We start from the raw sequence: 14,757 nt of genomic DNA on the forward strand, positions 1-14,757 counted from the left end.
ATCCATCCAAAAAAATACGGGATACCAAACCCTTAAAGCATCAATATTTCACGAAGCTCCTGTTCGGTCAGGCCCGTCCATGAGGGATCCTGTTCTTCACCCGCCTGACCTTGCCGATGACCGTTCCCCATCACTTCATCGATCAGCTGCTTTTTGTTGTGCTGGAGCTCGTACATTTTCTCCTCCATGGTGTCTTTGGCAATCAGGCGGATCACCTGGACGACCTCCTTCTGCCCCATGCGGTGAGCGCGGTCCGCGGCCTGCTGCTCGACGGCCGGATTCCACCATAGATCATAAAGAATGACGGTGTCCGCTCCGGTCAGGTTCAGCCCGGTTCCGCCCGCCTTCATGGAGATCAGGAATACGTCCATTTCACCGTCGTTAAACCGGCGGCAGAGCTCTACGCGTTCCCGGGCTGGGGTCGACCCGTCCAGGTAGAAATACGGCACGCCCAGATCGTCCAGGGAGCCGCCGATCAGCCCGAGCATTTCCGTAAATTGCGAGAAGATCAGCATCCGTTTCCGGTTCGCCCGGCACTCCTCCACAATCTCCAACAGCTGCTCCAGCTTGGCGGAGCTTCCTTTGTATCCCTCCACAAACAAGGAGGGGTGGCAGCAGATCTGGCGGAGCCGGGTCAGGCCGGCCAGGATTTTGATCCGGCTTTTCTGGTAGCCGTCCACGCTCAGATGCTTCAGCGTATCCTGCTGAAGTTTGGCCAGGTAGGCGGCGTAAAGCTTTTTCTGCTCCGGCAGCAGCTCGGCCGGCTGGAGCGATTCGATTTTTTCAGGCAGATCCTGGAGGACGTCCCGCTTCCATCTGCGGAGCATAAAGGGCTGAGCCCGTTTCGATACCTCTTTGCGCGTCAGGTTCCCGAACGCCTTCAGATCCTGGAACAAAGCCGGGAACACGACGTGGAAAATCGACCACAGCTCTTCAAGCCGGTTCTCGACCGGCGTGCCGGTCAAGGCGAACCGGTAGTCCGCCTGAACGGACTTGACCGCTTGCGCGGTCTGGGTCGTAGGATTTTTGAACGCCTGGGCCTCATCCAGGATGAGCGTATGGAAAGATCGCTTGCCGTACTCCTTCTTATCCCGCAGCAGAAGCGGATAAGACGTCAGGACGACGTCGCTTTCCGCCAGCTGCTGCATCTTGGCGGCCCGTTCGGACTGGCTGCCGTCGGCGACCAGCACGCGGATCTCCGGCGCGAATTTCCGCAGCTCGGCCAGCCAGTTGTACACAAGCGAACCGGGAGAAACGACCAGCACCGGCAGCTGTTTTTCCCGGATCACGGGCAAAACGGAGGTGATGTAAGCGATGCTCTGCAGCGTTTTTCCAAGACCCATGTCATCCGCCAGAATGCCGCCAAACCCGTAATGGGCCAGCGTCTTCAGCCATTGATACCCCAGCTTCTGATAATCGCGCAGCACACCGGAGAGTGAAGCGGGAACCGGAAAGTCGAGATTGTCCGGGTTTCGCAGGTTCTCCAGAAGCTGGCGGACCGGCCGGTCCAGCTTGACGGTATCGGGGATCTGGCCGATTAGCGGAAGGCCCTGAATGAAGGGGAGACGGATTTTGCCGTCTTTGATTTCACTGCGCAGCAGGCCGGTTTCCTTGAGGAAATCGGCCATTTCCTGCAGCTCGGCGCTGTCCAGCGGCAGCAGGGAGCCGGAGGGCAAACGGTAATATCTCCGCTTCTCCTCTAACGACTGGATCAGGCCGCGAATTTCGGTTTCCGGAATCCAGCCCATGTTCAGGCGGAACTCCAGCCAGTTCAGCGTTTCGTTCGCGCCGACCTGCAGGCTGACCTTCGGCACTTCATCCGGCTTGTGCACCCGGATTTTGACCGCCGTAGTGGCGTATACCTTCATCAGCTTCTCGAGCTGCGGAACGACGGTGTAAAGGAAGTTGAATTCCGATTCCTCTTCGTCCATAAAATAACCGGCTTCCGTTTTGGTGAAGGGCTGCTGCTCCAGAAGGTCGAGAATCTGCCGTTCCTTCTCGGCATCCCGGATCAGAATGCGGTGGAAGCCCTGCTGGGTGCGCTCCTCCTCGAGCGGATTGATCACCACCGTATCGTATTGAAACTCAACGGCGGCCAGCAGCCGATCGCGGACCCGGTCCAAATACAGCTTGGCTTGCAGCGGGAACTGTGCGACGCGTTCGGCGACAGCCGGCGCCATGCTGAAACCGCCGAGTTTTTTGAAGCCGGGCACGGCTTTTTTCATGAAAGCTTCGATATGGCTGCCTGGAATCCGAACGATACCCGGAGGAAGGGGATTGGCGGCGTTTCGTGATGTTGTTCCGGCTTCCGCCTCGTCCAGAATCGTCTTAAGCTCGGCCAGCTGTTTACAGGCCTTGGCCGGCAGCGGGATCAGCCTGCCCTCCAGGAACGCTGCCTTATACGGCTCCAGCAGCTTAAACCGTTCCAGTCCATGCACGCGAAAAACGAAGTCTCCATCGCCGTCCCCGCCGCTGTTCCCCGCCTTGTCCAGTTCAAAACGAAGGGGCAGGGGCCCCTCGGAGAGAGAGAAGCCCTCAAATTTTTCCTCACCGTCCATGATGATCACTTTGGGTGCCTGCAGCAGCAGCGGAAACAGCTTCGTCCATACCTGCGGGGGAATCAGCAGCATGCGGTTATTGCCTGCGCCCGGGGCAAAAATAGCCTCCAGACGGTCCGTTTCCCTGTATTGGCTCCGGTCCTGGAGCAGCTCGCCGAGCGTACGCAGCACGGCTTCATCCTCTTTGGCAAAGCTGTGCAGCTCGGGATCGTAGCTGAACCTCGGCGAAAGGCTGCTGCTTTCCGCACGGAGCAGCTGATCCAGGAAGGAGGAGATATTTTTGATGATATATAACGAATTGGGACCGACCTTAAGCTCGATGCCGAACAGGGAGGTGCCGGAGCCCAGCTCCAGCAGCTTTAGGACAAACTCGACCTGCAGCAGGGTCCGGGTTTCGACCAGCGTACGGTTATGAACCGGACGGACGGGTTTGTCCTCGAACAATCCGAGAATCCGATCGGCGAGGAGGGGGACCCCGGCCGCACTACGGTCACCGTCCCTGCCTGCCGTACCGGCCTCGTTTGCGAGCTTGGCAGGTGTCGCGCGCTGCCCGCTCTTCGTCTGCTGCGTAAACTCCCACCCTTCGGTTTGACGGAGGTCGTAAAGCCGAAGCAGCACGGCGGCAATATGCCCGCAAAAGGCGTCATACGAGTCCAGGGAAGGGCAGGAGCATTCGGCATGCGGCCGGCCTTCGCGGTCAAAGGCCAGCCGGACCTCGTGCAGGCCCTGACTGTTCACTTCGGCCTTGTATCGGCCAGTGTCTTCGTGGAACTCGGTAAACTGAACCTTTCGGGCGCGGCTCAGCCGTTCCCCTTTTTGATAGGAATAAGCTCCGCACCATTGTTTGATCGATTTTTTGGTTAAATAAGCGCTCATTGGACCGGCACCTTTCCGAATCTATAGAACAGACGTTTGTTTGATTTATTGTAGCATAAGAAGTTTGGGAAAGAGAGTTTCGGCCTTCGGTTGCGGGGCAAGAAATCTCTTTTTTACAGGCCGGGGGATTGCGTATAATGAATAGGAATCTATGGCATGCAGGAACGGAACAAACTTCGAATAACATGAACCAGGAGGACAACGAACGATGATCCGATTTGAAAGCGACTATACCGAAGGCGCGCATGAGCGCATTTTGAAGAGACTGCTGGAAACCAACGAGGAACAGACCAGCGGTTACGGGACGGACGAGCACTGCGCGCGGGCGCGGGACTATATCCGGAAAGCTTGCGGGGCACCCGAAGCGGACGTGCATTTTCTGGTGGGAGGAACGCAGACGAATACGACGGTGATCGCCTCGGTTTTGCGTCCGTATCAGGGCGTGATCGCCGCCGTTTCCGGGCATATTGCCGGCCATGAGACCGGAGCGATCGAGGCGACGGGGCACAAGGTGCTGACCGTGCCAAGCGGGGACGGGAAAATCACGGCGGAGCAGGTCAGAGAGGTGTACGACGCCCACTGGAACGATCCCGCGCATGAGCACGTCGTTCAGCCGGGCATGATTTACATTTCCCAGTCGACGGAGAATGGAACGATTTACAGCAAAGCGGAGCTGGAAGCCCTCTACCGGGTAAGCCGCGAGTGCGGACTTCCGCTGTTTGTGGATGGGGCGAGGCTCGGCTACGCGCTGGCCGCGGAGAACAACGACGTCACGCTGGCCGATCTGGCCAAGCTGTGCGATGTCTTTTACATTGGGGGAACCAAGGTCGGGGCGATGATGGGCGAAGCGGTGGTGATCGTGAACGAAGCCTTGAAAAAGGATTTCCGCTACCACATCAAGCAAAGAGGCGGCATGCTGGCCAAAGGCCGGATGCTGGGCATCCAGTTTGAAACCTTGTTTGAGGACGGGCTCTATTTTGATATTTCCAAACACGCCGTTGAGCTGGCAGTAAACCTCCAGCACGCGATTGCGGAACTGGGTTATTCCTTCAAGTATGCCTCGCCAACCAACCAGCAGTTCCCGATCCTCCCGGACCGGCTTTTGGAAGGGCTAAACACGAAATATTCCTTCTCGACCTGGGAAAAAGCAGGCGCCGATCAAACGGTTGTCCGCTTCTGCACCAGCTGGGCGACCAAAAAGGAAAACGTTGAAGCGCTGATCGGCGACATCAAGCGTCTGCATAAGGAACTGTAAACTGCCGCTGAGGGGAGCGGGACCCGGAGCATAGCAGATTAGTGAAATGAACAAGCATTCGAAGCTGACTTCGTGTGCTTGTTTTTTTGCACGCTCAATCTTGACAAACTCCGATTAAGTTTAGCTTTACGGGGTCCTATCAATTATCGTAAAGTTTTATAATAAAGCCCAGAAACTTACATAGCCTCCATCTTGACGACAAAAGCTTGAAAGGAAGATGCCTTTGTTTGAAGCTTTACTTTTAAATTTCCTGTTTCTGCTCGTTCCTGTGGTCGTGTATCTGCTTTTCTTTGAAAACCGGCCCCATTCTTATAACAGGAAACTTCTTGTTCTTCTATCGGCGGTGACCATGAGTCTATGCATGCTTAAGCCTATTCAACTGGAGACTGGCTTCACTTTCGATTTGAGATATATTCCTTTTATCATCGTGGCTCTGTTTGGGGGCTACCTGTATGTTCTTCCGTTATACATCATCTTAAACCTTTCCCGGTTGTACGTGGGTGGAGAGGGCATTCTCCCCTCTTTTCTTTTCTCGACCTTCGTGCTGCTGATGGTGCCGATGTTCCGTATCAAGTTCCTTCAGTTATCCTCCAAAGGCCGTATTCTGGCGGCCTCTGCGGCCTCATTCCTGACGATGGGCTGCTATTTGGTCAGCCTGGTTTTCGTCACCGGGCAGGCGGACAGGCAGTTTTGGCTGCTCACTTTAAATGCGCTGACGACCAATACGGTGATGATGGCGATCATCATGATTTTAATAGAACGCATTCTGGCCACGATCCGAAACCGCAACCGGATGATCCAGACCGAGCGGTTAAACGTAGTGAGCGAGCTGGCGGCGAGCGTGTCGCACGAGATCCGCAATCCGCTTACGGTGACGAGCGGGTTTCTGCAGCTGCTCAATCAGTCCAATAATTTGACGGAACGGGAAAAAGAGTTTATCCACCTGTCGCTCCAGGAGCTCCAGCGAGCGGAGAAAATCGTCAGCGATTTCCTTTCCTTCGCCAAACCCCAGTCGGCCAACATGGTTTATTCGGATATGCTTGAAGAGCTGGAATACACCAAAAACGTCATCATGCCTTATGCCTCGATCAACGAGGTGGAGGTCGAATTTCATTTCAATAACTCGCTGAAGACGAGTTATGACCGCAACCAGGTCCAGCAGTGCCTGATCAATCTGTACAAAAACGGCATTGAGGCCATGAAGGGAAAAGGCGGGGGCGTTTTGAGCATCGAGATCTCGGATAAAAAACAAAATATCATCATCAGCATCCGGGATAACGGCATCGGCATGACGAAGGAGGAAATCTCGCGCCTCGGCAAGCCGTATTATTCCACTAAATCAGAAGGAACAGGGCTCGGCATGCTCATGGTTTACAGCACCATCAACAAGCTGAAGGGCAGCATCGAGGTCCGGAGCGAAAAAGGCGAGGGCACGGTTTTTCTGCTGACCATTCCGGCTCAGCCGCTGTCTTCTTAAGGGTTGAACGAGAGAGGCTGGAGGAAGTGCTGTGAGGGCCGGATAAGAAATAAAGACCCTAAAGGCCAAAGCCAATAAGGTCATTTTGGGTTTTGCAGCTTGCCCTTTGCAAGGGACCTGTCAGGCCTGCTCCTCCGACAGCAGCTGAGCTTGCCGGATTCGCGTTTGCGGCTCCTTCTCGGCGGAAATGTAGAGATGAACCGTAAAGGCGCAGCAAAGGAGCAATACGGCTCCCACCAGCCAAAAGGAAGTCTGCAGGCTGGCAAACGTGGTGAAAATGCCGAACAGCAGCGGGTCCATCAGCTGGGCGGCCCGGTTCGACATCAGCCGGAGGCCGATGCCCACCCCGCGTTCCTCGGACTCCGTGGAGCTGGCGATCATCGATAACGTCATCGGCTGGTTGATCCCGAGCGCAAGGCCGGTGAGAAAAACGAGTCCGGCCATCAGGTAGAAATTGCTGATAAGCGGCACGCCGAACAGAAGCAGCAGCGAAATGCCGTAGGTTGAGATCAGCAGCCAGCGGAAAGAAAGCTTTTTGACCAGGCGCGGGTAGATCGGCCGCACAAACAAAGCCGAGAGCGCCCCGACCGAAACGATCAGGCCGACCTTGGTATTCGAGATGCCAAGTGATTCCAGGTGCACGGGCAGGTAAGCCGTGCGGACGTCCGCGATAAACAGCGCAATGAAGGTCGTAAGCAAAATGACGGAAAATTTGCGGTTCCGCAGCAGTTCCAGGCACTGCCGGAGCACCCGCTTCAAAGGGAAGGGGGAATGAGTCCGGAAAGAACCGGGAGCTGAAGCTCCCGCAGCGGCGGTAGGCTGCACCGTGCCGTGGGGGTCAGGGGCTGGTCTGCCGAGTTCGTGCGTTTGGCCGCCGATCCGGGACTCCTCGCTGCGCGCCGTTTCCCTGCACTGCCAGGAGGTCCAGATCAACAGCAGGCTGCTCAGCGCATATCCGACAAAAACCATGCGATACCCATACTGCTCCGACAAAAATCCGGAGACGATCGGCGCGATCATTTGCCCGACCGCCATATATAAAGAGAAGGTAGCGAAGCTGCCATCATGGTTTTGCTTCGGACCTTCGGTAATCAGCACCTGGACGGCCAGCCAAACGGCCATCTGGCCCAGCCCGGCCAGCAGCTGAGCGGCGGCCAGTACCCAGGGTCCCCAGGAGGGCCCGGAGGACACCGGAGGAGAAGACCAGGAGGAGATCCAGTAGAGCGTGCCGCTGGCCAGCATCAGGACCGCTCCCGTTCTCAGCACCAGCGTTCTGCCCAGCCGGTCCGCGATAAAGCCGCCGGGAATGGCCGCCAGAAGAGGCAGCACGGCATAGATAGCCAGCACGGTACCGACGGCGATGCCCTTCATGCCAAGAGAAGCCGCATAAAGGGAGATGATCGGTCTGGTGAGTGAGAAAGCAAACCAGTATAAACCGCAGGACAAGGAAATCCAGACGGGGTTATAACGGCTGGAGGCCGGAAGGGAAGGCGAAGCTGCTGCCATGGTCGTACCTCCTTGACTTGAGAATGGGATGGGGCGAACCCTGCGAACCGGACGAACGCCAAAGAAAAGCGGAGTACCCAGGGGACCGGGACTCCGCTAATGCTCGATTCCTTGGCTGCGCTCCTTTAAGCAGTGACATTCGAGCTGTCGGCAGGGAACGCGATTTTGTGGTCATGCAGGCCTTTTTCCGTTTGCAGCATATAACCTACGGCTTCTTCGGTGCTGATGACGTCGGCGTATTTGGCGTTCATATCGAAGAGGTTGATCGCGTGCGAGGCCTCCCCACGGTCAAACGTGCATTCCTCCACGATGCCGACATTAAAGTTGTAGGAGAAAGCATCGATGACGCTGGCCCTGACGCAGCCGCTGGTTGTCGTGCCGCAGATGAGCAGGGTATCGATGCCGAGATCTGTCAGGAAGCCGATCAAAGGTGTTCCGTGGAACGGAGAAGGCTTGAGTTTTTCGATGACAATGTCGCTGTCCTGCGGGGCAATCTCCCGGACGATCTCGTTCCCGCCGAAGCCGGGGATGCCTTTCTTTTCGCCGGAGCGGCTGTTTTTGCGGCGCCAGCCTCCCGCATCAAAGCCGTCGGGACGGCGGTCGATCCCGGTGGAGTAGAAAATCGGGATGCGCTGTTCCCGGGCGGCTCCCAGCAGCTTTTGAATATACGGGATGGCTTCCCAGGCCTCCTCGCCGCAGCTGTTGCGCCATGTCTGCACGGAGTCCAGGATAGGCTCCCTGATATGCCCGCAGAAGGCGTAATTCACATCGACGACCAGGACGGCAGGCCGGCTGCCGAATCCGCCTTTCACATCGTAGCCTGCGCTTCCGAACACCAGCTTGTCACGGTCTGTTAAGAACTTATCCCATACTTTCATCATTTCATCCTCCTTGGAATTGAATAGTCGTTTATTTGACAAAACGGGTATCGATAATATCGTCGTAGCCGATCGTATTGTCTTTCAGAAGGCCGGCGGCCCGAACGACGGCCAGAGCATTTTTGACGGAATCCTCGGTAATTTGGCCGGTGTACTCCCATAGCTGATCTTCGTAGGAGCGGTCGATCGTGGCTTTCAGCAGCTCGGGTTTCATATCGGGAAACTCTTCTTTGGCAATTTCCATGCTTTCTTCTTTGTTGTCCCTCAGGAAGGCCAGGCCTTTTTGAATGCCTTCGACGAATTTCTGCACGGTATCGGGATCATTCGTAATATTGGCTTCCTTGATATTGATCGTGGAATAAGCGTAAGGCCCAAGCTCCTTCGGCACGTTATAGAACGGCTCGCCCCAAATGCCTTCCTGGATGCCCTGCGTCAGAACCGGTTCGCTGACTACGGCGACATCGGCCTGCTTCTGCTGGATGACCGCGGGAATCGCCCCATTGTCCACTTCTTTTAAAGTCAGATCCTTGCCTAGCTCCAGCCCCCATTGTACGGCAAGATACCGGATAATCGAGTTTGGCGTACCTCCGTACTGCGATACGGCTACGGTTTTACCTTTCATGAAGGCGGCCAGGTCTTCGCCGGGTTTAAGATCGGACCGTGCCACGAGATAGACGTTGCCGCGGTTGACGATATTGACGATGGCCCGCAGGTTGGCGCCTTTGACCTCGGCAAAGGCATTATGCTCGGGCCCGCCGATAAAGCCGAAGGCCTGGTCGGTCAGCACGGCATTGGTATGGGCGCTTCCTCCGGCAAGGGTAACGGCCTTAACGTTTAAGCCGTCGAAAAATCCCTTGTGAATGGCGATATAGAGTGGAAGATACCCCGTGCTGTGAACCGGTTCGGCGATCGTGATTTCCTTGGTCTGCCCGCTGCCGGCCTGGCCGCCGGGACCTGCCGCCTCGGCCACGGTTTCTTTTGATTTCGTCGCCCCGCATCCCGCGATCAAAGCGGCCATCAAGGCGAAGGCAAGGAACATGCCCAGTCGGGACAATGGTTTGGTTTTGGTCATTTCAGCTTCCTCCCCCGCTTCTCCAAGTAAAAACTCTTTATTTTTGATGCGTAAAACCTTTTAACAAGAAAACTTCCAATCTTCCGACAAGGATATAGAGCAGCATGGAAAGAATGGACAAATTAAAAATGTTGGCCCAGATCAGGCTGATTTCATAGGTTTGCCCCGCGTAAAAAATCATCCGGCCCAGCCCCTGCTCGGAGCCGATATATTCGCCCACGATCGCACCGGTCAGCGCCAGTCCGATATTGATCCGCAGCGCCGAAATCATGGCCGGGATGGCCGTGGGAACGATGACCTTGGAGAAGACCTGGAACCTGGAAGCGCCCAGCGAATAAACCATCCGAACCAGGTCTTTATCCACGCTGCGGACGCCGTTGTAGGTAGTGAGGGTCGTGATGACGACGGTAATGGCGAAACCCATGGCGATTTTGGAGCCGATGCCGATACCGAATACCAAAACGATGATCGGAGCAAGCGCCAGCTTGGGCATAGCCTCAAACATAATAATGAACGGCTCGAATATCCGGGCGTAATATTTGGACCACCAGAAGGATAATCCGAGCAGCGTGCCCCCTGCCGTCCCCAGAAGAAAACCCAGGACCGTTGAACGGAAGGTGTAAAAAGTGTCGGACCAGACGGCTCCGGATTGGACGCCGGACCACCAGGTCCGGGCAATTTCGACCGGCTGGCTCCAGAAGAAAGGATTGATGACGCCGAGCCTCGCGCCTGCTTCCCAAAGCAATAAAATCACGAGAAACAAGGCTGCTCTTCCCGCGTTCACAATCCAGGGCTTAGGATTTGTCATTTCGTATTTCAAAGCGCTTGATTTGGGGCGAGGGGACGCCAAATGCCCGATTTGTCCCAGCTTCCCGCCTTGTTCAAGCTCAAGCGCCTCCCCGTCGCTCTGCATGACTGATCACTCCTTTTCTATGGGATTAGTGGGCCGGTTGAGCGGCCGTTTCCAGCTGATAAGCCTTCATCGTCTCTTCCGAAAGCGTCCGGAGCGCTTCTTCCTTAAGTTCGATAAAGCGGGAAGACGTGATGATTTGCGGTTTCCTTGGCCGGGGCAGGTCGATAGTCAGGTGGCGTTTAATGGTTCCGGGTCTGGAGGTCATGATGTAGACCTCGTCAGACAGATAAATGGCTTCTTCCATGTCATGCGTGACAAACAGGATCGTCTTCTGGAAATCATCCCAGAGGTCCAGCAGCCACTCCTGCATCATGGCTCGCGTCTGGGCATCAAGAGCGCCAAAGGGCTCATCCAGCAAAATGATGTCCCGGTCGTAAAGGATCGTCCGAAGGAGAGCCGCCCGCTGGCGCATGCCGCCCGACAGCTGGGCAGGGTAGTGATGCTCAAACCCTTTTAAACCGTATTTGTGCAAAAGGGGGAGCGCTTTGCGCTTGGCTTCTTTCCTCGGGATGCGCTGAATTTCCAGCCCGAGGATCACGTTGTCCAAAATGGTCCGCCAGGGGAGCAGCAGGTCCTTCTGCAGCATGTAGCCGGTGATCCCGGTAAGCCCATCCACGCGGTTTCCGTTTACATAGATGGCGCCTTCCGAGGTATCCACCAGACCGGAAATGATATTGAACAGCGTTGACTTGCCGCAGCCGCTGGGTCCGACGATGCTGATGAACCGGTGATTGGGAATCTTCATTTCCACCGGCCCAAGCGCTTTGACGGAGGTTCCGTCGGCTGCCTTGTAGGTTTTTGCGACATTTTCCAGTTCCATCTTATATAGGGCCATCTCATCCACCTCCTTGTGTTAAGCAAATAGTAATATATCTCACATAACGGAGGTGATAAGCAATTATTATGTCAGATTATTTAACGTTAAGTTGACTTGTGATAAGGCGGTTGACGTGGTTATCCCGAGAGACTGCCATTTCGGTAATCCTCGACCTGCTTTCGGATCAGGGCCTGCAGGCCGGGGAGCAGGCCTAATATTTTTTCGGACAGAGAGAGTGGATAAGCGCAGTAAAAGCTTTGTTTCAAATGAAACTCGGGAAGAGGGATAATTTCGATGTCGCAGTGGCTGCCGGAAGGCCAAAGTGACGATAAGGGCAGGAAGGAGCAGCCGCTTCCCTGGGCGACCATTTGCCGGACCATATGGGAAGTATCCACTTCGATCAATCTTTGGGGTTGAAGCCGCCGGGGGGCGAACAGCTGCTGCTCCAGCAGCTCACGCAAAGGCATCTGGCGTTTGAGCAAAACGACGGGAACCTCCTGCAGGTAGGTAGACAGGCTGTGGAAACGGGGGAAACCGGCTTGTTTGGGGCCGATAAAAACGAGAGGTTCCTCGAACAGCTTTACGGTCCGGATTTGGGGCAGCGGGGCGAAGACCTGGTTGACGAAAGAGAGGTCCAGCTCTCCGGATACGGTCTGCAAAGCGAGATCCAGCGATTGGCCGGTGCTGATTTTCCATTGCAGGCCGGGGGCCTGTTCCTTCACGGACTGGATGATGGCGGGCAGCATGACATGGGTCAAGGATTCGACGATGCCGATTCTGAGCTTGGCCTCCTCCTGCACCTGCGCGGCGGAAAGCTTGCCTATCGCCTCCCGGCCGGCTTCAAGCGCGCTAAGCGCATACTGCGCGTAGAAGTAAAACTTCGTGCCGGCTTCCGTAAGCATCGCGCCCGAGCGGGTCCGGTTAAACAGCGGGGCGCCAAGCTCCGTCTCCAAACCGGCGATTCGAAGACTGACGGCCGGCTGGGTTAAAGCGACATATGGAGCGGCTTTCCTCATGCTTTTGCTTTCAGCCACGGCGATAAAAACTTTGAGATCCAGCATGTCCATTTTGCTTTCCTCCTCTTGGTCGACGACTGGGCTGCGTGCGATTTATGAGGTCATTTTACCTGAAAAGCGGAGGCGGGACACATACTATTTAAGTATTAGAAACTAATAATTATTCAACCGTTGTTCACTAAAATAGAGAAAAACCGCCCTTCAAGGCTTCAGCCTTGAAGGGCGGTTTTATTTGTTGTCCGTAATCCGGACGTTGGTATGGTGCTTAGGCTTCTTTGCCCGTCTTAAACTTGGACACCAGCTCCTGCAGCTCTGCCGCCATTTGGCTCAACGATTCGGAAGAAGCCGAAATTTCCTCCATCGAACGGTGCTGCTCCTCGGTTTTGGCCGCGATGCCGTTCAGCTCCTGCAGCGACCCTCGCGAAATGCCCACCATTTCCTGCATGGAGGCGGAGACCTGTTCGGTTCCCGCTGAAAGCTGCTCGGTTGCGGCGGATACCTCGTTGATCTGGATGGATACCTCGGCAGCGGCCTGAACGATCGTGCCAAAAACCTGGCCGACCTGTTCCATCTGCTGAACGCTCTTCGAGACTTCCTCGCGTTCCTCCTGGATAGACCGGGCCGTCTGGGCCGCAGCATTGCGAATCTCGGACATAATGCCGGCAATCGTCCCGGTGGACTGGGCCGTCTGCTCGGCGAGCTTCTTCACTTCCTCGGCGACGACCGCAAAACCCCGTCCGTGCTCGCCGGCCCGGGCCGCTTCAATGGAAGCGTTCAGGGACAGAAGGTTGGTTTGCTGAGCAATCTCCGAAATATAGCGGACAATCTGGTCGATTTCCGAGGAGTGCGCTTCGAGCTGCTGGATCCGGTCTGCGGAGCGGTCGGCCGCCCGGCTGACGTTGTCGATCTGGCCAACTGCGGCCTGGATCACCTGATCCCCCTGCGCGATCTGATCCTGCACGTGCAGCGTTTTCTCGTTCACGATGCTGGAGGATTCCGCGATCCGCTGGATGCCGATCGACATTTCCTCCATCGCCGATGCCGATTGCTGGGAGCCTTCGGCCTGCGCCTCGGCCCCTTTCGCCATTTCGGCGACGGCCTTGGCAGTCTGCTCCGAGCCGCTGACGGAATTTTGCGCAATTGCGGTCAGCTGCTGGGAAGAAGCGGCCGTATGCTGCACGGCTTCTTCAAGCTTCCGCAGCGTCAGCGTAAAGGAGTCCAGCATGATGTTGGTATGCTGCTTAAGCTGCTCCATTTCGTCCCGGCCTTTCACCGGCAGGCGGTCCGTCAGGTCGCCTGAGGCAGCCTTTTTCATCAATCGGATCAGTACATAAATCGGACGAAGGATGTAGCTCGCCGCAAAATAAGCCAATACCGCGACCAGCAGCGCGCAGAGGAGGATAAATCCGTAAGCGATCAACTCCGAATGGCGGGCTTCCTTCATCAAATCCCCTTGCTCGCCTGCGGCTACAACCCGCCAACCGGTTATCCCGACCAGATCGTAAGAGGCCATTTCGGTGGTTCCGTCTTTTAGCTTATATGTAGTCGTGCCTTGCCGGTTCTTCAAAATCTCATCCGTGTAAACGGAGCTTGCTGCCGGGCTTTCAAAATCTTTGATATTTTTGCCGACTCGGGCCTCCTCGGGGTAAGCGAGATAGTTTCCCGTCTTGGAGAGGAGAAATGCGCTGCTGGTTTCACTCATTTTGTTTTGATTCAGCTGCTCCAGAATGCCGCCCGGACTCACGTCGGCCTGAAGCACCCCGCTCAGCTCGCCGGAATCCCCGAGCAGCGGGAAATCGATGATGATAATGTTCTGATGGGTTTTCAGATCCTGCGCAATATCGGAAATGCCTACCGTTTTCTCTTTCTGAATGCGTTTGAAGTTGTCGTACTGCGATATATCAAACTTTTCCGAGGATTCATTGACCAAGCGGCCCTGCCCGTCCGAAAAAGCATAGGAAATGACGTCCGGGTTCATAGCCTTCATCATTTTCAGGCTCGCTACAATCTCCTCTTCATTCCCGTTTAGAAAAACATCCCTGTACTGGTTGGCCATCACTTCGAGCGCTTCGACCTTCGTCTGCAGCAAATCATTAAGGTGACTGGCGTTCGTCGAGGCGATCATCGACTGCTGGTCCCGGATTTCCTTTGCTACAATGCCCGAATACAAACGGGTGGAGATCAAGGCGACGATTATGACGGGAACGACCGTAAGGATCAGGAGAAATGCAATCAGCTTTAACTTTAAAGAAGGCTCCCCTTTTTTTAACTGCTTAAACCAAACTTTCATGACTAAAACTTCCTCTCTCTCTTCTGCGTTTCTGGCTGAAAACTTGCACAGATTATTCCAGTTTATAATAGAATTACGCGTATTTCCATGCCCGGTTAG

General features: G+C 55.5%; 10 protein-coding genes. 2 read left to right on the forward strand and 8 right to left on the reverse strand.

The window, feature by feature from the left end; all coding sequences use genetic code 11:
- Positions 1 to 32: 32 nt before the first annotated feature.
- Positions 33 to 3,434 (reverse strand): DEAD/DEAH box helicase, encoded by a 3,402-nt coding sequence (locus AC3ZPD_RS07100; protein WP_490983580.1) that lies wholly within the window; start codon positions 3,432 to 3,434, stop codon positions 33 to 35.
- A 208-nt stretch (positions 3,435 to 3,642) separates the two neighbouring features.
- Here AC3ZPD_RS07100 and AC3ZPD_RS07105 point away from each other — a divergent pair, with 208 nt between their 5' ends.
- Both AC3ZPD_RS07105 and AC3ZPD_RS07110 read left to right on the forward strand, forming a co-directional pair.
- Positions 3,643 to 4,689, forward strand: coding sequence for a threonine aldolase family protein (locus tag AC3ZPD_RS07105; RefSeq protein WP_490983581.1), 1,047 nt, complete (start codon positions 3,643 to 3,645; stop codon positions 4,687 to 4,689).
- 361 nt (positions 4,690 to 5,050) lie between these two features.
- Positions 5,051 to 6,166 carry an ATP-binding protein gene (locus tag AC3ZPD_RS07110; protein ID WP_490983582.1) on the forward strand — a complete coding sequence of 372 codons (1,116 nt, stop codon included), beginning with the start codon at positions 5,051 to 5,053 and terminating at the stop codon, positions 6,164 to 6,166.
- A gap of 120 nt (positions 6,167 to 6,286) precedes the next feature.
- On the opposite strand, the gene AC3ZPD_RS07115 is transcribed toward AC3ZPD_RS07110, so the two are convergent.
- The 7 genes from AC3ZPD_RS07115 to AC3ZPD_RS07145 all read right to left on the reverse strand — a co-directional run bounded on the left by AC3ZPD_RS07115 (position 6,287) and on the right by AC3ZPD_RS07145 (position 14,658).
- On the reverse strand, positions 6,287 to 7,672 hold the full coding sequence (locus AC3ZPD_RS07115; RefSeq protein ID WP_490983583.1) for an MFS transporter: 1,386 nt from the start codon (positions 7,670 to 7,672) through the stop codon (positions 6,287 to 6,289).
- Positions 7,673 to 7,797: 125 nt separating this feature from the next.
- Complete coding sequence (locus AC3ZPD_RS07120; protein WP_490983584.1) at positions 7,798 to 8,553, reverse strand: isochorismatase family protein; 756 nt, start codon at positions 8,551 to 8,553, stop codon at positions 7,798 to 7,800.
- Between the two features lie 28 nt (positions 8,554 to 8,581).
- On the reverse strand, positions 8,582 to 9,622 hold the full coding sequence (locus AC3ZPD_RS07125) for an ABC transporter substrate-binding protein (RefSeq protein WP_490983585.1): 1,041 nt from the start codon (positions 9,620 to 9,622) through the stop codon (positions 8,582 to 8,584).
- A gap of 37 nt (positions 9,623 to 9,659) precedes the next feature.
- The gene (locus AC3ZPD_RS07130) at positions 9,660 to 10,535 is read right to left on the reverse strand and encodes an ABC transporter permease (RefSeq protein WP_490983586.1); all 876 of its coding nucleotides are present in this window, start codon (positions 10,533 to 10,535) and stop codon (positions 9,660 to 9,662) included.
- 25 nt (positions 10,536 to 10,560) lie between these two features.
- Positions 10,561 to 11,370, reverse strand: coding sequence for an ABC transporter ATP-binding protein (locus AC3ZPD_RS07135; RefSeq protein WP_490983587.1), 810 nt, complete (start codon positions 11,368 to 11,370; stop codon positions 10,561 to 10,563).
- A 119-nt stretch (positions 11,371 to 11,489) separates the two neighbouring features.
- On the reverse strand, positions 11,490 to 12,419 hold the full coding sequence (locus AC3ZPD_RS07140; protein WP_490983588.1) for a LysR family transcriptional regulator: 930 nt from the start codon (positions 12,417 to 12,419) through the stop codon (positions 11,490 to 11,492).
- Positions 12,420 to 12,633: 214 nt separating this feature from the next.
- The gene (locus tag AC3ZPD_RS07145) at positions 12,634 to 14,658 is read right to left on the reverse strand and encodes a methyl-accepting chemotaxis protein (protein WP_490983589.1); all 2,025 of its coding nucleotides are present in this window, start codon (positions 14,656 to 14,658) and stop codon (positions 12,634 to 12,636) included.
- Positions 14,659 to 14,757: the final 99 nt, after the last annotated feature.

Source organism: Paenibacillus mobilis, assembly GCF_058267595.1.